The 17,584-nt window shown below is 39.0% G+C and carries 19 protein-coding genes, 1 tRNA gene and 1 pseudogene; 17 read left to right on the top strand and 4 right to left on the bottom strand.

What is annotated here, in order from left to right; genetic code table 11:
* Positions 1-5: 5 nt before the first annotated feature.
* From dacB to smpB, 3 genes are all read right to left on the bottom strand, one after another.
* A complete protein-coding gene (gene dacB / locus ABJL82_RS08330; protein WP_347274270.1) occupies positions 6-1,466 on the bottom strand; it encodes a D-alanyl-D-alanine carboxypeptidase/D-alanyl-D-alanine-endopeptidase in 1,461 nt (486 codons plus the stop codon).
* A 68-nt stretch (positions 1,467-1,534) separates the two neighbouring features.
* Entirely contained in the window at positions 1,535-1,939 is a 405-nt protein-coding gene (locus tag ABJL82_RS08325) for a response regulator (protein WP_347274269.1), read from the bottom strand.
* A 192-nt stretch (positions 1,940-2,131) separates the two neighbouring features.
* The gene (smpB, locus tag ABJL82_RS08320) at positions 2,132-2,575 is read right to left on the bottom strand and encodes an SsrA-binding protein SmpB (RefSeq protein ID WP_347274268.1); all 444 of its coding nucleotides are present in this window, start codon (positions 2,573-2,575) and stop codon (positions 2,132-2,134) included.
* A 470-nt stretch (positions 2,576-3,045) separates the two neighbouring features.
* On the opposite strand from smpB, the gene ABJL82_RS08315 reads away from it, so the two are divergent.
* The 3 genes from ABJL82_RS08315 (at position 3,046) to ABJL82_RS08305 (ending at position 6,658) form a co-directional block, all read left to right on the top strand.
* Positions 3,046-3,129 (top strand) — tRNA-Leu (locus ABJL82_RS08315).
* A gap of 664 nt (positions 3,130-3,793) precedes the next feature.
* A complete protein-coding gene (locus ABJL82_RS08310) occupies positions 3,794-4,264 on the top strand; it encodes a bacterioferritin (RefSeq protein WP_347274267.1) in 471 nt (156 codons plus the stop codon).
* Between the two features lie 135 nt (positions 4,265-4,399).
* Positions 4,400-6,658: a diguanylate cyclase gene (locus ABJL82_RS08305; RefSeq protein ID WP_347274266.1), complete on the top strand. Its 2,259-nt coding sequence runs from the start codon at positions 4,400-4,402 to the stop codon at positions 6,656-6,658.
* 207 nt (positions 6,659-6,865) lie between these two features.
* On the opposite strand, the gene ABJL82_RS08300 is transcribed toward ABJL82_RS08305, so the two are convergent.
* Positions 6,866-8,239 carry a spore photoproduct lyase family protein gene (locus ABJL82_RS08300; protein ID WP_347274265.1) on the bottom strand — a complete coding sequence of 458 codons (1,374 nt, stop codon included), beginning with the start codon at positions 8,237-8,239 and terminating at the stop codon, positions 6,866-6,868.
* Between the two features lie 316 nt (positions 8,240-8,555).
* Here ABJL82_RS08300 and ABJL82_RS08295 point away from each other — a divergent pair, with 316 nt between their 5' ends.
* The 14 genes and pseudogenes from ABJL82_RS08295 to ABJL82_RS08230 all read left to right on the top strand — a co-directional run bounded on the left by ABJL82_RS08295 (position 8,556) and on the right by ABJL82_RS08230 (position 17,554).
* On the top strand, positions 8,556-9,167 hold the full coding sequence (locus ABJL82_RS08295; protein ID WP_347274264.1) for a hypothetical protein: 612 nt from the start codon (positions 8,556-8,558) through the stop codon (positions 9,165-9,167).
* A 150-nt stretch (positions 9,168-9,317) separates the two neighbouring features.
* The gene (gene fabG / locus ABJL82_RS08290; protein ID WP_347274263.1) at positions 9,318-10,061 is read left to right on the top strand and encodes a 3-oxoacyl-[acyl-carrier-protein] reductase; all 744 of its coding nucleotides are present in this window, start codon (positions 9,318-9,320) and stop codon (positions 10,059-10,061) included.
* Between the two features lie 42 nt (positions 10,062-10,103).
* The gene (locus ABJL82_RS08285; protein WP_347274262.1) at positions 10,104-10,448 is read left to right on the top strand and encodes a muconolactone Delta-isomerase family protein; all 345 of its coding nucleotides are present in this window, start codon (positions 10,104-10,106) and stop codon (positions 10,446-10,448) included.
* Positions 10,449-10,773: 325 nt separating this feature from the next.
* On the top strand, positions 10,774-11,541 hold the full coding sequence (locus ABJL82_RS08280) for a glycosyltransferase family 2 protein (RefSeq protein ID WP_347274261.1): 768 nt from the start codon (positions 10,774-10,776) through the stop codon (positions 11,539-11,541).
* A gap of 178 nt (positions 11,542-11,719) precedes the next feature.
* The gene (locus tag ABJL82_RS08275) at positions 11,720-11,887 is read left to right on the top strand and encodes a hypothetical protein (RefSeq protein WP_347274260.1); all 168 of its coding nucleotides are present in this window, start codon (positions 11,720-11,722) and stop codon (positions 11,885-11,887) included.
* 76 nt (positions 11,888-11,963) lie between these two features.
* A complete protein-coding gene (locus tag ABJL82_RS08270; protein WP_347274259.1) occupies positions 11,964-12,431 on the top strand; it encodes an MOSC domain-containing protein in 468 nt (155 codons plus the stop codon).
* Between the two features lie 92 nt (positions 12,432-12,523).
* Positions 12,524-13,912 (top strand): dicarboxylate/amino acid:cation symporter, encoded by a 1,389-nt coding sequence (locus tag ABJL82_RS08265; protein ID WP_347274258.1) that lies wholly within the window; start codon positions 12,524-12,526, stop codon positions 13,910-13,912.
* Between the two features lie 38 nt (positions 13,913-13,950).
* Complete coding sequence (locus ABJL82_RS08260) at positions 13,951-15,015, top strand: DUF362 domain-containing protein (protein WP_347274257.1); 1,065 nt, start codon at positions 13,951-13,953, stop codon at positions 15,013-15,015.
* 376 nt (positions 15,016-15,391) lie between these two features.
* The gene (locus tag ABJL82_RS08255) at positions 15,392-15,649 is read left to right on the top strand and encodes a hypothetical protein (RefSeq protein WP_347274256.1); all 258 of its coding nucleotides are present in this window, start codon (positions 15,392-15,394) and stop codon (positions 15,647-15,649) included.
* Positions 15,649-15,993, top strand: coding sequence for a DUF6516 family protein (locus tag ABJL82_RS08250; RefSeq protein WP_347274330.1), 345 nt, complete (start codon positions 15,649-15,651; stop codon positions 15,991-15,993). Before ABJL82_RS08255 ends, ABJL82_RS08250 begins: the two co-directional genes overlap by 1 nt.
* A gap of 31 nt (positions 15,994-16,024) precedes the next feature.
* Positions 16,025-16,081 (top strand): annotated as a pseudogene (locus ABJL82_RS08245) (SBBP repeat-containing protein); the annotation flags it as partial.
* On the top strand, positions 16,061-16,756 hold the full coding sequence (locus ABJL82_RS08240; RefSeq protein ID WP_347274255.1) for an SBBP repeat-containing protein: 696 nt from the start codon (positions 16,061-16,063) through the stop codon (positions 16,754-16,756). The pseudogene ABJL82_RS08245 and the gene ABJL82_RS08240, both read left to right, overlap by 21 nt.
* Positions 16,757-16,916: 160 nt before the next feature.
* Positions 16,917-17,150, top strand: coding sequence for a DUF433 domain-containing protein (locus ABJL82_RS08235; protein WP_347274254.1), 234 nt, complete (start codon positions 16,917-16,919; stop codon positions 17,148-17,150).
* A complete protein-coding gene (locus tag ABJL82_RS08230; protein ID WP_347274253.1) occupies positions 17,150-17,554 on the top strand; it encodes a hypothetical protein in 405 nt (134 codons plus the stop codon). Before ABJL82_RS08235 ends, ABJL82_RS08230 begins: the two co-directional genes overlap by 1 nt.
* The last annotated feature ends 30 nt before the right edge of the window (positions 17,555-17,584 follow it).

Raw genomic sequence — 17,584 nt, 5'->3', positions numbered from 1 at the left:
GTGATTTATAAATTATCTGCTAAAAATTGGCAAATCTCGTCTTGTGCTTTTTTGGCATCGCGTAAGCTTTTAAAATTATTAATAAGAATAGAAAATGCAAGCCTATCGCCTTTAGAGGTATCAATATAACCGGAAAGCGCCGAAGCTCCGGCAATGTAGCCGGTTTTTGCATGAATTTTACCCTTATATTGCGGAGATGCCATACGGCGGTGAAGTCCGCCATCTATGCCTGAAATTGGAAGTGAGTCGCAAAACATTTTGCCGTGTTTGTGTGTATTCATATACGATAAAAGAGTGGTTATCATATTGGGCGAGAGTTTGTTTTCTTTTGACAAACCAGACCCGTCCCGTATTTTGTACTCTTCACTGTCAAAGCCTAACTTTTTCATGAAAGCGCTAATAACTTGTAAACCGTTTTCTGTATTGCCACAGCCTTTTATATGAGCTCCCAATGTTTTTATTATTTGTTCCGCATAGAAATTCTGGCTTCGTTTGTTTGTGATGTGAATAGATTGTTCCATTGTGGAAATGGTTTTGGCAATTTTAATAGGTTTATTCGAATATGATTTCCGGTCGTTTTCATTAATTAATCGGACAGTTCCAAAGACAGATATACCGCCATTTTCAAGCATTTCTTTAAAAAGTGTTACAAGATAGAGTGAAGGATTATGCACACTTACCCACTCCCGTTTCTGAGAGGCGTTCGTCCAAAATTTCCCCTTAACATAAATATCGTTTGTTCCTGGTTTTCGATAAATGGAATACGCATGTTGCTTCTCTTCAGAAGTATAAATACACTCGTTATAGATAGTGACAAACGAAGTGTTAGGTACAATTAACAGCGCGACTTTTTTATTTACGTTATTCCTGGGAACGAAAATAATATCAATGCAATTGTCATTAAATGATAAACCGCTGGTGGGCGCACAATACCACTCATGCAATTGGTTTTTTGGCCAGGCATCGTTGATATAATTGCGGTCAAAGATTGAGTCATCTGCTACAATATCCCCTGTAATTTTTTGTATACCAAGATTTTTTATTGCTTGTAACCAAGCATTCGGAATAGTTAAAATATTGCCGTTGTAAAATCTTCCCGATAGATTTGGATCGCCGCTTCCCCGGATGATAATGTTGCCTTCAAGTGTTCCATCGCCCGTTATATTCCCATCTGCTTCAACGGAGGTATTGTATTCAAAATCTGTACCTAAATATTCCAATGCGGTTGCGGTTGTTGCAAGTTTCATATTAGATGCAACCATGAATAAATCGTTGCTTTGGTAATTAACGACAGGGGTATTCGTTTTTAGAGATACAACGCTGATTCCGCAGTGAGCATTTTTTAATAAATATTTCTGTAAAATATTCCGGATTTGATCATTGATATGCGTTGGTTTAGCCTTGATTCCTTTGACTGGCAACGTTAAACATATGAATAAGGCAATAAAAATTATGCAATTTCTCATATAAAAATGCAATAACCGTTGAAATAGAAACATAAATCGTATTGGTATGAAAAATTGGGAGAGAAAAGTTATTTCTTTTTTAGAGAGGTTTTACGTTTTTTCGGTTTTATGTTTTCGGCGGTATATTTCATCTTTAACAAGTTATCGATAGTTTGCACTGCGATAATGGGATCTACAGGTTTAGAGAGAACAATATTTGCTCCGGCCTTAATTAAAGAAGATTCAACTCGCTTTGATTTTTGCTCACAAATCATAATTATGGGTAAAGATTTATTTGTTTTTCTGATATCGTACATAATTTCTATGCCAGGGATGTCTTGAACCATTTCGCTTATTATAAGAACATCCATTTTCCTCTCATGGAGAATATTCAGCGCTACATTTCTATTAAGTGCAACCTCTGTTTCATAACCGTATTGTTCAAATAAATCCCTTAATGTATCAACTGTTTGTCGCTCATCCTCAACAATCATTATTCTTGATGAAGGCATAATTTACCTTTCTCGTTAATTGTGTGGTTTTATAAGGCGCAAAAACCCGTATAATTAATTGTTTTAAAGAAAGAGAATGAAAAAGGAGCTTTAAAATTCCTTTTTTATGTTTTGATACATTTGTTTCACTGGAAAATGTTTTTGAATACTATTATTAATTAACTGATATGAAGGTTAAAATTTTTTCATTACTTGGCGAATCTCTCTTTCAACTGTTCTTTTTTTAATGTCTTCACGTTTGTCAAACTTGGATTTTCCTCGTACTATTGCAATTTCTAATTTAGCAAGTCCATTTTTAAAATATATTGATAATGGTATAAGTGTGTATCCTTTTTGTTGGACTTTACCTGCTATTTTTGATATTTCCCTTTTATGAAAGAGGAGCTTTCTTCTCCTTTTTGGTTCGTGATTTTGGCGATTACCCTGTTTATATTCACCAATATGCATTTCATACAGAAAGGCTTCGCCATGGTCCAATTGAGCGAAACTTTCACTTATACTAACATCCTTATTTCTTAGCGACTTAACTTCTGTACCGGTGAGCACAATTCCACATTCTATTTTTTCTAAAATCTCATATTGATAAAAGGCTTTTCTATTTTTGGCAATAATTTCCATGCTATTTAGAATAAAGCAAAGTATGCTTCTGTTTTATGAGTATTCTCACATGTATATGTTTTCTTATAGGTTTATTTTGAAACGATAATATTTATGAGGAATAAAACACGGTCTTCGTTTTATTTGAGTGTGATGTTACCAAAATAACCGCTTTAATAAGGAAAGTTTATAAATGAGACTAATTATTAGACAAAATGAATTTTCAACACTACGATAAAAAAATTTTATCGTAATTATTGACAACTTAAAGGCATACGATTGCAGATAATAACAAATTGCAAATGGCAATGCAAGGTCATTTTGTGAAAAACCTTTGACTTAATCATCTTTATTTCCTAGAATCTCTGCGTGAGTAATATAAGTAGATGTTGACAGAAACGATTATATTTGTTTGAAAATGTATGTCTTTTTTTTAATACCAAATCAGCAGAATCTCGTATGGGATATTCAAAAAAGTAAGTGTTTTTCAAGCCGAAGTGGCGGAATTGGCAGACGCGCTAGATTCAGGTTCTAGTGGTGGCAACACCGTAAGGGTTCAAATCCCTTCTTCGGCATTTAGGTGTTAAAGATAAGACGTGGTACAGGTTACAAGACACAAGGTCTTTTATAGAATTTATTCCATAGGTCCGATTTGTTCCGTGTAGCTACAACAATTTTCCGTAACTAAGGTTATAACATACACATCCCGCCCGTCCGATTCCATTCGTTTTTTTATGAACCCCTGATTAACGAAAGTTGACCATAGCTGTTTTTGGTAACACTGTAGTTTTTTTTGAAAAATATCTTTGTAACTACACCCCAAAGCTTTGTGACAGGCTGAATCCTTTTATTATAAGATGATTGACACCCCCCTCCAATATTCTGCACAAAAGGTCCTTTATCACAGCCAGTGTGTTTTTTTGGATAGGCATTGTTCCCGCAAATAAGATAATACAAATCCCTGCTTCCTCGTAGGTTCAGGTGTTTAGCTTAAATACCCTGTTTTCTATTGTTGATTATATATAGCAACTATACTGATTTTACGACTTTACCGGCAAACAAACTCGTTTATGTTTTTTTTGACAACATCAGGATTTTCTCTTTCAAAATCATTTTCAGATATTGTGTATTAACAATAATTATTACATAAAAACTTTTTGATTTTCGAAGTTAATTATTATATATTTCGTTGAGTTGGTGTTTAAATAATTTTTGCAATTTAATTAAAAGGAGGATCAAATGGGTAGCGTAAATGAAAAAGTTTATAAAATGTTGTGTGAGGTATATACAGCAGAGATAGGCGCTATAGGCATATATATGGACCAGCATACAAAGTGCGAAGATTTGGGGTTAAAGAAACTTGCAGAAATTCTGAAAAAAGACGCAATAGATGAAATGAAGCATGCAGAAATGTTAGCGGGGCGCATATTGTTTTTAGGGGAAATAGTTAAAAACCAAAAACACGCCTTACCTGAAGAAAAACAGTTTGAGATTGTTAAAATGTTAAAACTTAATAGAGATATTGAAGTTGAAGCTATTGCAAGATTAAATGAAGGCATAACAATATGTTTTAACGAAAAAGACCATGGAAGCAGAATGCTTTTAGAAGAAATTCTCAAGTCGGAAGAAGAACATTTAAGTAATTTACAAACAATGGTAAACAATATAGAAAAATATGGTGATCAATATATTGTTTTACACTTAATGTAATCTTCTATTAATCAGGTCTTAAGAATTATTAATAAAACAGGAAGTGCGTATTCCTTTATATCGCGAGGGTTTCCAGACGATCATGGAATTTATTTGCATTGCTGTCGGAAGTTTACTCGCGTCCGGTAGAAAAAAATGAGTGAATCTTATAAAAAAACTGAATCGATGGAGAATGTTGATTCTTTGTCCCTGGGTAGCAGTGAACTGAAATCCTTGTTGATTGAATACAATCAGAAGAATGAATTACTCAGTGAAAATGAAAGACGTTTTCGTACGATAACAAACTTTCTACCGGTAGGAATTTTTTATACTGATCTTGAAGGGAATTTTCTATTTGTTAATGAGCAATGGTGTAAGATTACAGGGTTTACCGCGGATGAATCTCTGGGAAACGGATGGATGGACGCATTGCATGCGGATGACCTCACACCCGTATTGAAAGTATGGGCAGATGCGGTAAAAAGCAAAAAAATATTTAAATCGGAATTTCGCCTTATTTGCCCTGATGGGAAGATTATGTGGGTATTGTGCATAGGAATTCCACTGTTTTTTTCTGATGATGCCGGGAAAAGAGAGGAAAGCAACGTTTATGTAGCGACAATAACAGATATTACCGAACGGAAACTCATGGAAGAAGAGTTGCGTAAAAGCAAGGATACGCTTGCCCATGCCCAGAGGATTGCTCAATTAAGCAGTTGGGAGTGGGATATTGAAAACAAGGAACTGTATATGCCTGAAGGGACATTTCATATGTACGGTTTCAGTAAGGAACAATCTCCGAATACCATTGAAGAGTTTATCGGGTGTGTACACGAAGATGACCGTAGTTTAGTGAAAGATGCATTTTCCTGCGCATTACATGGTGGGAAACCGCTTGATATTGAGTACAGGATAATACTTCCGGATGAGACGGAACGTGTTATTCGGTCATATGCGGAAATCGCTTATAGCGATGAAAAGAAACCGCTGAAAATTATTATTGCCAATCTGGATATTACTGAAAATGTGTATATAGAGGAAGAACTTCATAAACTGCATAGGGCGGTAGAATATGGTCCTGCGTCCGTGATGATTACGAATACTCATGGACAAATAGAGTATATAAATCAAAGATTTACCCAACTAACGGGCTATGCACCAGATGAAGTCATAGGTAAAAAACCGTCTCTTTTAAAATCCGGCCACACCCCTCCTGAAGTATACGTCTATTTGTGGAAGACGGTTGCTTCCGGCGGGGAATGGCATGGCGAATTATGCAATAAAAAGAAAAACGGAGAACTCTATTGGGAATCGACATCAATCTCCCCGATAAAAAACCGTAAAGGAGAGATTGTACAATTTTTTGCTATTAAGTTGGACATTACCGACCAGAAACGTCTTGAAGCTGAAAGAGACAATAATTTCAGAAATCTGAGAAGGTTGATGGACTTTTCTACATTTCTCAATGAGGAAACACAGGAAGATGTATTGTTTAAACATTTAACCAACACCCTAAAAGATGTTTTAAATCCGGATGGGATTGCGATACTGCTGCTGGACAATGACAATCAACTGATGAATGTAGTCATAATAGATCCTCCGGAATTGTCCGATAAAATAATAAAGGATGAAGTCCTTCTTGATCCTTCATTGTGCCGTGTGATACGGACAGGCAAAGAGCTTTATGTCGCTGATATTAAGAAAGAACATGCGTGTAAATGCCTGGCGTATACATTAGAAAATAGCGGATATGCATGCTGCCCTTTAATAACAGGCGGCACTACGATTGGGATGTTGTTTGCGATAAAGGAGGAAACCGGATACTGGTGTAATGAAGAGGTACAGAAATTATTAAAAACATATATTGGGCTTGCAATGTCTGCGTTGCAAAGAATCAGACTGATGAATTTTGCAAAACGCACGGCAATTACCGACGCCTTGACCGGGATATATAACAGAAGATTTTTTGATGAAATGCTGAAAAAACAACTGGCTTTAACGAAAAGGCGCGATGAGTGTGTGTGTCTGCTTCTTTTAGACCTGGATCACTTTAAGAGTATTAACGATACATATGGTCATTCGGCAGGCGACCGGGTATTGCAGGAAGTTTCCAGGATATTAAATAATTCGTTAAGAACTTCCGATGTATTGGCACGATATGGCGGTGAAGAATTTGTAATTATAATGCCAGGTGCAGATGTGTCGCAGGCAAAAGAAAAAGCAGAAGGAATCCGTAAATCAATTGAAGCTACTTGTTTTGACACGATTGTTTACGGACAAACTTATAGACTGACCGTAAGTATAGGGATTGCATCTTTTCCACAATACGGAACCAGTGAAACCCTGGTAAATGCAGCAGATGAGGCATTATACAAAGCCAAGAAAAACGGTAGAAACCGGGTAGAAACCGGGTAGAAACCTTTTTGATTGCCTGCATAGTATCTTTTGGTAGACAGCGTTTTTCACCAATAATAAGGCACATTACAGAATAGCTTTCCACGCATTGCAATCTCTTATAATAGAATAGCGATGTTTGCCGCATAGTGTAGGGGCGAAGCATTTGCTATAAATTGTCATAAATGCGTTCATACCCAAACGGGCAAATGCTTCGCCCCTATTTTTTCAAAAAACTAAAGTGTTACGTTTTGTTTCATGTTTAAGTGAAAGATGTGTGTCTCCATGCACTTTCCTCTCCTCCATACATAAATAAACGGGAACACCTTTGCTGTTTTTCCGTATCCGCGCGGTCATAGTGGTGTATATGAATGACCTTACCGCTGCCGGATACCTCAATTTTCCGTCGAAACCGGTTAATAATTCTTCGTCAAGCAGGGCATTTTCGGGAAACCGGTTTTCAATGATTTTTTTTAATTGCGGAGATATGCGTAGTGTGCCCAAACTCAGCCACGCGATAGTGTTTGAGTCAATTTTGTCAAAGACGGCATTGATTAATGCTTCATAATCCGTCTCCCATCCACGATAACAGATAATCGGATCAAAGTGGAAAGCAACACGATATCCCGCCGCTGCACATGCTTGCGCTGCTTCTAACCTTTCCTCCAGGGAAGCGGTAAAATATTCTGCGGCGTAGATCAACTTTTGCGGATTCAATGACCATGAAATGATGATATTCTTTGCGCCGGGTGTTGAAGTGAGCAGGCGCACATTGTTGCTTTTTGTTTTGAACTCGAAAGTGCTTTTGGGATATTGCCGGAAGAAATGCACGATTTTAGGCGAATACTCCGTAATGTGGTCGAATGCAAGGGAATCGGTTAATTCTCCGGATCCGAGGCGCATGTCTTTTTTTAAATTCCTGAAGACGGTGAAAAAATCTTCTATATTTGCCGGCAGCACAATCCCAGGCGAGTTAATGTAGTTTTGAAGAAAGCAATATGTGCATTCATATGGGCATCCGCTCCCTAAATTCATTACAAAATATCCACACGACGCGGAATTGTTTGAACATGGACAGTGTTTATAAAAGTCAAATTTTTCGCGTATAATAAAGAAATTTTCCAGCCTTTTATTGTAATCGGCAATAGTAAATGCTTTCTTCTTCACGTATTCATGGTAGGACGCTATCGTGGTAAAAGTACTGTTGGGAAATTTGTCGCGTATTCTCTGAACGGTTTCGGCAGATAAAACAGATTCTTCTATAAAAAACTGTTTCGGAGAGATGATTGGTTTTGTAGCGAGATTAACCCTGAAGTAGGGATTTATATCGACGTCGCAAAAAGTCTGGCTTATTTTGACCCCATTTTGGTGAAGCAAAGGATAACGCCGTTCCAGCAAATAACTTTTAATGAAAGAGAAACGGCTTGGCGGCGGGGGGAGCTGATCAAAAACGGATGAAAATCCAACCTTTTCACGTTTTGCAATCTCAAAGATAAGGCGGGATATCTCTTGTTGCTTGTTTTGCCCAAGATAGTAATATTTTTTGCTGACGAAGGTTTTTAGAGAGTCAATGTCGTCTATTGTTGAAAGAGAGTCTTCCATAATTATACAGGCAGATAAATTTGATCTTAGAAAGGGAAACGTTTACATGGTTGTCAGATGTCGCACCTGTGGCTATTATCGGGGATAGTTGTTTTATATTGAAAACCATACATAGAGTTTGTTAACATGCAAAAACCAATTTACCGCTCAACCCTCGTGGTTATACCTACGTGGTTGCCCTGTAAAAATCATGAAAGAATACTATCAGGTAAAAAGGGGTTATGGAAAGAAAAATATTTCATATACACGGCGTGGTTATGCTTTGGCAGAAGGATTTTCGCTTTTGTAAAAATGACCTGCAACCGGCATAAAAAGCATGTTTGAACAAGAAAAGCTTATGGAAAAGCAATGTATATTTATTTTGTGTGCCGTAATAGAGCTCTTTTTTTTAATATCGCCAGGGCCTGAATTAATTGCAGCAGCAAATGAGCCTGCAACAAAATTAGAGGCTTTTCTCTCGAAAGCTGAGACGTTAATTGTCATAGAAAGTGTCGATTTGGGGAGGGTTGAAGGCACGTATGGGGCATACGTTGAAATGAAGGCCATTGTCTCTTATGAACCAATCAGTGCAAATAAAAAAATAAGCGGTTTTCAGGTTACTGTTTATGAGGGAGGAAGGAATGAGCAGAGAAAAACAGTATTTGTTGATCTGGATGAAATTGAAAATGTGTCCAATGCGGCGGAATATATGATAAGTCTGTCTGATAAATGGAAGGCTGTGCGCAGGCTAAACACAGAAGTTGCATTTACTACGAGGGACACATTCAGAATAGGTTTTTCTCAGAGTGGTTACTCATGGCAAGGGTTTTCTTCGGGTGGCTATGGAGTTGGCGCCGTATGCCGCTTTAATTCATTGGAAGATTTAAAAGCAGTAAAATTATTAATTAACTCAGGTTTAGAGTGGGTGAAAAGCAATGAAGGGCGTTGATTGATCGATAACAACCCGGCGATGAGGGTGCTTGTAATGGGATGCGCCTGGGATTCGGAGATTTGAAAGGGTTTTTCCATCAAAAATTTTAATGTGCCTGTAATGTTTTTCGAAATTATTTATTAAACAAATTACTACGGGAGATTTTTTATGCAATTCAAGGACAAGGTAGCCATTGTAACTGGCGGTACACGTGGGATTGGCAAAGCTATTGTATGGGAACTTGCAAAGAATGGTTGCAATGTTGCCTTTAATTACAGCAAAAATGCGGAGGCTGCCAATGCGCTGGTGAAGGAAATTGAAACATTGGGAGTGAAAGGGAAGTCGTTTCAGGTGGATGCGGTGAGTTTTAACGGCGCAAAAGATATGGTAAAGGAAGTGAAAGAGTTATTTGGGAAAGTAGATTTTCTGATAAACAATGCAGGCATCACCCGTGACAAACTCCTGGCGCTTATGTCGGAAAGTGACTGGGATGACGTAATAAATACCAATCTTAAAAGCGTATACAATTTCTCAAAGGCATTGATAATGCCTTTGATAAAACAGAAGTCCGGCAGCATTGTCAATATAACATCGGTAAGCGGCATTATGGGGATGGCCGGTCAGGTGAATTATTCTTCCTCCAAGGCTGGCATGATTGGCTTTACCAAGGCATTGGCAAAGGAGGTGGGCAAGGCGAATATTACGGTGAATGCCATTGCCTGTGGATTTATTGAAACGGACATGACGGGCGTTTTGCCGCAGGAATATAAAACAAAGATGATTGAAATGATTCCGGTAAAAAGATTTGGTTTGCCGGAGGAAGTTGCAAAATTGGTAAAATTCCTCTTATCTGAAGATGCAAAATACATTACCGGCCAGGTAATTAATGTTGATGGCGGCTTGGCAATGTAGTTGCTATTTTAGGGAGAAGTGATAAGAAAGGTGTTTTATAAAATGGCGCTTTTAACAATTGAAGGGGAAAAAGAGATGTTGTTTCTTTTAAAAGTTGAAGTAAAACAAATGCCGCAAATGCCGGTGAAGGATTTTCTGGGGTATGTGATAAAAGAGTGGGAGTATTTTTCACGGTATCAGAGGCGGGGAAAGATTGTGGCAGGCGGAAAACTTTCAGGCAGGAGAGGCGCCGCAGCGATTATCGACGCCGAGTCGAATGAAGAAGTGGAAGAGATTGTAGCAAAGTTGCCACTCTTCCCTTTTTTTACAGATATAGAAATTACGCCACTCGTACCAATGGAAAAAGCATTACAAGACACCAGGAGAATTCATTCCCTTATGAAGTAAGGGTTGAAGATTTTCAGTCCCCACCATAATTAAATTACCACTGAATTTCTAAAAACGTAACCGTTAAACGCTCCAATTATTAATGGAGAATACTGTATGGTCGGCAGTCGGCAAATTGCCGATTGCCGATTGCCGACTGTGTAATGTGGAAATTATTATAAAAACCTCAACTTATTAAGAAGTTCCAATATTTGCCTTCCTGATAATTGTGGCATTCTTAACCGCCCTCCGAAAACGCAGCAAGCGATATCCTGAAGAAGCGTATTTTACCGTTTCATGTTTTGGCGGAAAGAATGGTTTGTGTTGATTGTTGCAAGTTACAGATGTGATTGACGAATGGATAGAAATGAGAAAAAATGAAAAATTAAAAAATTTAGTGGCAATACCAGTTTTCAATGAAAGTGATGCTTATGACATTATTCAAAGGGTAAAAAAGGTCGGAGTGGAGGTACTGGCGCTGGACGATGGATCTACCAATGATATTGATAGTAGTTTAAAGTACATACAGGGCATACATGTCATTAGACATCAAAGGAATTTAGGTTATGGGCAAACTATCATCGATGCGTTCAATTTTGCGATAAATAATGATTATGATTACCTGGTGACTATAGATGCTGACGGACAGCACGAACCGGAGGAAATTCCGCAATTTTTAAGCAAAATGCCTTTTCGCGATTATGATATACTTTCAGGATCCAGATATCTTCTTCCGGTCAATAGCCGTCAGGAAGTGCCTCATGACCGCTATCGCATTAATATGGCAGTTACACAGTTGTTAAATGATATTACCGGATTTCAACTTACCGATGCTTTTTGCGGTTTTAAGGCATATAAGGTGCAAAAATTAAAGAATTTAATCCTGACGGAACCCGGCTATGGCATGCCGGTACAGTTATGGATACAGGCATGGAAGGCGGGACTGGAAGTAAGGGAACTGCCGGTTAAACTTATCTACAAAGACCTTACGAAACGGTTTCATGGCAATTTAGCAAACGCTGAAACAAGATTAGAGTATTATAAAAAAATTATAGAAACAGAACTTGACGGGAAAAGAGAAAGGGAAAAAGTAGCAAATTTTTCTAACATATGAGAGGGTAAAATCCGGAATTAGACTGCCGATTGCCTATTTTCGATATTGGACTCCATATAAAAAATATTAAAAACAACTTAGCGCTTATTAGTTTAGAGGAAGGCGCTGAACTATTACGAGAGAAGATATTTGAAAAATATTTTCAGATGGAAACTGTTACGGGAAAGAGAAGGTATGGATGAGCATTGGCCTTGCATTTTGCAAAATTGCTGTTGAAGCACAGGGCGGTGCTATCTGGGTGGAAAGTGATGAAGGAAAAGGGGCTGCTTTTAAGATTGAATTAGGCGGGGTTTTGAAAGACGAAAACCCAACGGCGTTTTACACATCCCGCAATTCCTTCCTGTAGAGACGCACGGCCGTGCGTCTCTACATCTCTTGAGAAGGACAACATAATGGTTAACTCGGTATTGTAGAAAAATATTATGGGAAAACTACTCGGTATTGCTTTAAAAAAGGCTTCACGCGAGCCGATGATTATCGTTAACGAGGCGCATGTTACTATTAACGATGGTATTGAAAACGATTATAAAGGAAGTATTAAAAAAAGACAAATCACGGTATTAGCACGTGAGGCATGGGACGAAGCATGTGCCGACATAAAGAAGATATTGCCCTGGACAAGCAGAAGGGCGAATTTGTTTATAGAAGGGGTGTCTCTTTTTGATACGAAAGATGCTTTCCTGCGCATAGGATCTGTTGTTTTGAAAATAAATGGAAAGACAACGCCGTGCTGGCGCATGGATGAGATTGCGCATGGGTTAATGGGTTCTCTGGAATCGTTTTGGCGTTGTGGGGTAAAATGCAGTGTGATAAAAGGGGGAATAATTTCCATTGGCGACGATGTAACGATTTGCCAAACAGCAGAAATTGCAGGAATTGCAGAAGAATAGCAGGGCCGAAACATTTGCCGGAATTGCCAGAATATTCTTACGAAGGCACTCTCTCATTGCGGGTTCAGGAACCAAAAAGAGCTTAACCACAAATGGCACAAAGAAAAACCTACAAAAAAAATAGGTTTTTACAGAATAATACTATAATTACCATGACACAAATCCTTCCAAACCATGAATATTCCCCCTTGCAGGCAAAACCGGCAAACAAGCGTTCAAAAATAATATTGTATATTATTATTGCGGTAGTTGCAGGTATGGTAACGGGGGGATTCGTTCCTGACATAGCAGTCAAATTTTCCCTGTTGGGCGAAATATTCATCAACGCATTAATGATGCTTGTAATTCCCATTGTTATTTTATCGCTTATTGTTGGAATAACAAATCTCGGCGATCTTCGCAGTCTTGGGACACTTGGCTGGCGCACTATCGTTTATTACCTGACAACGACATGTATTGCCGTACTGATCGGGATTACCCTGGTAAACATTATTCAGCCAGGGAAAGGGTTATCGACAGGGGAAATCCATCTTGACGCATCTTACACAATACAGGAAAATAATTCCTATGATGTCAATGAGGATACGATGGGAGAAGTTTTTAGACAAATACTAATAGGCGACAAAGAAAGCGGGAAGCAGGGGATGTTGCCTCATAATATTTTTGCCGCAATGGCTCAAATGGAGATTCTGCCATTAATTGTCTTTTCCCTCTTAATTGGTATGTCATTATCTGCATTAGGACCAAAAGCCCAATCTGCGGTTAATGTCATTTCTATCCTCAATGATGCGGTTATGAAAATCACACACTGGGTGCTGTATATTGCGCCTATTGGTATTTTCGGGTTGATTTCTTCCAGGGTTGGACAGGCAGGGGGATTCAGCGGATTCGTTCCTGAATTGTGGTTGCTTGGAAAATATTTTTTTACGGTATTAATTGGTCTTGCCATTCACGGTTTCGTTATTTTGCCACTCATACTAAAAATATTCGGGAAAAGGAGTCCTGTTATTTTTGGAAAAGGCATGAGCGCCGCCTTGCTAAATGCATTTTCTACGGCGTCCAGCTCGGCGACTCTTCCGCTTACCATGCAATGCGCCGAAGAAAAAAATAAAATTAGCAATAGAACTGCAAGTTTTGTCCTTCCGTTAGGAGCAACAATAAATATGGACGGAACGGCTCTCTACGAAGCAGTTACCGCGATATTTATCGCCCAGGTATATGGAATAACCATGACGCCCGCAATGCAAATCATTATATTTGTTACCGCAACACTTGCTGCCATAGGCGCTGCAGGCATTCCGGAGGCGGGATTAATTACTATGGTAATAGTGCTCAAATCCGTTGGTTTACCCATCGAAGGCATTGGATTAATCCTGGCAATTGATTGGCTTTTAGACAGATTCCGCACAGCAGTGAACGTGTGGGGCGACAGCGTTGGCGCCGGCGTGATTGAAAGGTATGAATTAAAGAAAAATATGTAGTTTCATTAATTTCTTAACATTTTAAAGAGGAGGATGTTATGGATTTAAAAAACAATCATTTCTCACGCAGGGATTTTTTAAAGAACACCGCGATAGGCGCCATTGGTGCCGGAATAGGCGCTATGGGTATTAATGGTTTCAGAGAAGCATTTGGCGCAGATTCTGATACCGATATGATATCAAAGAGCAGGGTTATTGCCGTAAAAGACCTCGGGATTATAAGCAAGGGCGCCCCTGATCAAATACGGGTTGATAAAATGGTGGATGAAGGAATGTTTGCACTTACCGGCAAAAAAACCACTAAAGACGCCTGGCGCTGTTTTTTTACACCGGAGGATGTTGTAGGCGTCAAGATCAACCCGATAGGCGGCAAATTGCTTTCTACCAGACCGGAAGTGGTAAACGCTATCATAACCGGACTGCTTGCTGCAGGTGTTAAGGAAAATAATATTATCGTCTGGGACCGTTTTGAAGAACATCTGGTCAGTGCAGGCTATGGGGTAAACAGAGGAACCAAAGGCGTGCGGTATTACGGTACGGAACATACTGCAGGATACGACAGGGATGTTTATTACGAATCGCACGATGATGACCCGAAATTACGCCAGGATGACGGCGCAAGGTCGCTTTTCAGCAGGATCGTCACGCAGCAGACTACTGCCATTATTAATGTGCCGGTAATGAAAGACCACGGCATTGCCGGCGTAACCCTGTGTCTCAAAAATATCGGATTTGGCGTAATAAATAACACCCCGCGGTTTCATTCTTCACCCTATTACTGCGACCCTGCTTCGGCGGAGGTCTGCGCCCATCCTGCCATTAAGGATAAACTGCGCCTGCATATTGTTGACGCATTACAGGCCTGCTTCTTGGGAGGCCCCAGACCCAAGGCCTCCAACACTATATGGAATGAGGAACAGTTGTTTTTCGGAACAGACCCTGTGGCAATAGACCGGATAGGGCTTGATATAATAGATGCAAAACGCAGGGAAAACCGCTTGATGCCTGTATCGCAAAAAGCAAAACACATCGCCAATGCCGGGAAGAAGGGCTTGGGCAAGTATGAAATGAGAGATATTGAGTACATAAAACTCCGCAGGTAAAAAAATCGTATCAATTTTGTTATTTTGATGGGCACGTTCTTCAACAATGTAGTGACAAGGCGTGCCTTGTCACTACATGAACAGCTTGAAATTCCCAAACGTTAAATTACCAATGGCCAATGACGAAGAAAATTCTCATTACAAAGCATAAAATTCAAAACAAATCCAGGACATCTAACAATACTAAGAGTGAAGACGATCCGAAGTCAGTAGAGAGAGTAATAAACATAAGGGAATAAATTTGGAATATCCGGACTAAAATCACACAATGAAAATTGTGGTAATAGCAAATGAGAAATGGAATATCAGTTCTAAAATGAACGGATTTATAGCAGGAGATAAATTATGCAATTAAAAAACAAAAGAATTAGATGTCTTGGCTGAAAAGTTAAATCTTTCAAGGGAAGAGATGCTAAGGGAAGGTATAAAGCTTTTTCTGGAAAGAAAACTGAGAGAAATAAAATCCGAGATATTTAAAATACGAACAAAATATGGAGTTCCCTCTGTAGAAGAGTTTGAGGAGTTATATAGAAAAGGTGAAATTGAAGAAAAGGATACCTGGCAGGATTTTCAAAAACTTGACCATCTTGAGTTCAAAAAAGACGAGCTTGAGGAAGCCTTGAGGACTCTTTGATGATCGCTGATATCGGAAAGCTGAAAGAAATAGCAGAAATTGAATTTAATGATATTGTTGAAGACATGATAATTACAGACATTAATCAATGTAGAATTATTCTCAAAGACAGCAGTTTCATTGATGTATGGTATTCTTTAAAAATCGGTGGACGGTATAGTTACCATTGGGAAAGGAAACATATAGACGGTTTAATATATCGCCATGATAACGCCACTCATAAAAAATGGCAGTATACAAGAACATTTCCAAAACATTTTCATGACGGAGAAGAAGAAAAGATTATCAAGAGCAATATAAAGGAAATTCCAGAGGATGGTTTAAGAGAATTTTTGTTTTTGTAAGGCAAAAAAGGATAGTGGTCACGACTATGCATGGTCGATAGCCACAGACCCAAACGGGGATGTTTATGTGACGGGTTATACGGATTCATCAAGTTTTCCCACTACCTCCAACGCCTACGATGCCTCTGGGCCTAATGAAGATCTAAGTGTAAAAGATCATGCATTTGTATCAAAGTTAGATAGTAATCTGGGCAGTTTGATTGCCTCAACGTTTTTGGGGGGAGTCGGTGGTAATGACCGTGCGCTGTCTCTGTCCATAGACTCAAGCGGGGATGTGTATGTGACTGGATACACCGGGTCATCTGATTTTCCCACCACCTCAGGAGCATATAGTATTAACATTAATAGTTCTGATGATGTATTTATATCCAAACTGGACGGCGACCTCTCTGCGGATACGGCATTGCCGTCACCGACTCCCACAGTTACCGCAACAGCTACACCAACACCCACTGATGAAGAGTGTACGGCTGAGACGATTACGACAGATCCTGAGAAGAAGTTGGTAATTAAGAGGAATCAGTCAGACACGGTAACCGTATCGGTGCTGGGTACTGACGGTTGCCCGGTGGAAGGCACGGTATTTAAAGCAAGGCTTAACCGCAGCAGTAAGAAGATCCGTGTTACTTCCAGCGCAACAACTGATGCGGATGGTAAAGCGGCATTTACTGTAAAGGCATATAATAAAAAAGGCGCCGCCGGGATTGTATTTTCCCCAAAAGGCTTGAAGAAGAAGGCGAAATTAAAGGTAAAGGTGAAGTAAGAAGCAGTGACAACCTTAAGATCCATGGGTGGTTTGCAACCCGAACCCATAAGTTTATATGGATAGTAGCGTAATATGTAATCGACGTTTTATAGAAAAAGAGACTGTGTTTTTATAAGCCGGATAGTATTATTTACCTTTCCGATTAAGGAGGTATAAAATGTTTGCAAGTACACAACATCGATATATCGAAAAAGACCCTGGCAAATATGAGGGTAAAGCCATTATTAAAGGCACAAGGATTCCCGTTGCATCAATTGTAAATCACTACCGTTCAGGCATGGGGATAGAGGAGATACTTGATGGTTATCCAAGCCTAACCCCCGCGCAATTATTTGATGCCCTTAGTTATTATTTTGATAACAAAGAAGAGATAGACAAAGAATTTGAATAATGGCAAGACTCTACCTTGACGAAGATGTTCATAAGAAAATTGCCCTTGCTCTTAGAGTGAAAGGTTATGACGTAACCAGCGCCCATGAAGTAAACAATCGGGGTATTCCCGATTATGCGCAATTGGAATATATGCCATATCCGGACAGAGGGCCATCTTCACCTTTAATATTGGCGATTTTCAAAGATTGCACAAACAAGTATGCAGAATCAGGAAAAGAACATTTTGGCATACTTCTGTCAAAACAGATACCTTTCGGAGAAACCCTGAATCGGCTAACAAGGTGGGCAATGGGGTCAGACCTGATCAGGCTGTCCGAGAATGTGATCAGCAATGAAAATAAAACGCAAAGAAAATTGTGTGTAAATCAAAAGCAATCTATAAACAAATCAGGAAAAGGTTAAAATTTTTCCATCTAAATCATAATTTTGTAT

It is taken from the genome of Candidatus Kuenenia sp. (assembly GCF_039794105.1).
Taxonomy (GTDB): domain Bacteria; phylum Planctomycetota; class Brocadiia; order Brocadiales; family Brocadiaceae; genus Kuenenia.
This window is presented reverse-complemented; position numbering and strand designations above follow the sequence as displayed.

Bases quoted from the DNA above. Each gene is read 5' to 3' on its own strand.
- ABJL82_RS08250 (WP_347274330.1), top strand. From the start codon at position 15,649: ATGATCGCTGATATCGGAAAGCTGAAAGAAATAGCAGAAATTGAATTT.
- ABJL82_RS08295 (WP_347274264.1), top strand. From the start codon at position 8,556: ATGTTTGAACAAGAAAAGCTTATGGAAAAGCAATGTATATTTATTTTG.
- ABJL82_RS08325 (WP_347274269.1), bottom strand. From the start codon at position 1,939: ATGATTGTTGAGGATGAGCGACAAACAGTTGATACATTAAGGGATTTA.
- ABJL82_RS08275 (WP_347274260.1), top strand. From the start codon at position 11,720: ATGAGCATTGGCCTTGCATTTTGCAAAATTGCTGTTGAAGCACAGGGC.
- ABJL82_RS08305 (WP_347274266.1), top strand. From the start codon at position 4,400: ATGAGTGAATCTTATAAAAAAACTGAATCGATGGAGAATGTTGATTCT.
- smpB (WP_347274268.1), bottom strand. From the start codon at position 2,575: ATGGAAATTATTGCCAAAAATAGAAAAGCCTTTTATCAATATGAGATT.
- ABJL82_RS08310 (WP_347274267.1), top strand. From the start codon at position 3,794: ATGGGTAGCGTAAATGAAAAAGTTTATAAAATGTTGTGTGAGGTATAT.
- ABJL82_RS08285 (WP_347274262.1), top strand. From the start codon at position 10,104: ATGGCGCTTTTAACAATTGAAGGGGAAAAAGAGATGTTGTTTCTTTTA.
- dacB (WP_347274270.1), bottom strand. From the start codon at position 1,466: ATGAGAAATTGCATAATTTTTATTGCCTTATTCATATGTTTAACGTTG.
- ABJL82_RS08265 (WP_347274258.1), top strand. From the start codon at position 12,524: ATGGCACAAAGAAAAACCTACAAAAAAAATAGGTTTTTACAGAATAAT.
- ABJL82_RS08230 (WP_347274253.1), top strand. From the start codon at position 17,150: ATGGCAAGACTCTACCTTGACGAAGATGTTCATAAGAAAATTGCCCTT.
- ABJL82_RS08260 (WP_347274257.1), top strand. From the start codon at position 13,951: ATGGATTTAAAAAACAATCATTTCTCACGCAGGGATTTTTTAAAGAAC.
- ABJL82_RS08270 (WP_347274259.1), top strand. From the start codon at position 11,964: ATGGGAAAACTACTCGGTATTGCTTTAAAAAAGGCTTCACGCGAGCCG.
- fabG (WP_347274263.1), top strand. From the start codon at position 9,318: ATGCAATTCAAGGACAAGGTAGCCATTGTAACTGGCGGTACACGTGGG.
- ABJL82_RS08235 (WP_347274254.1), top strand. From the start codon at position 16,917: ATGTTTGCAAGTACACAACATCGATATATCGAAAAAGACCCTGGCAAA.
- ABJL82_RS08300 (WP_347274265.1), bottom strand. From the start codon at position 8,239: ATGGAAGACTCTCTTTCAACAATAGACGACATTGACTCTCTAAAAACC.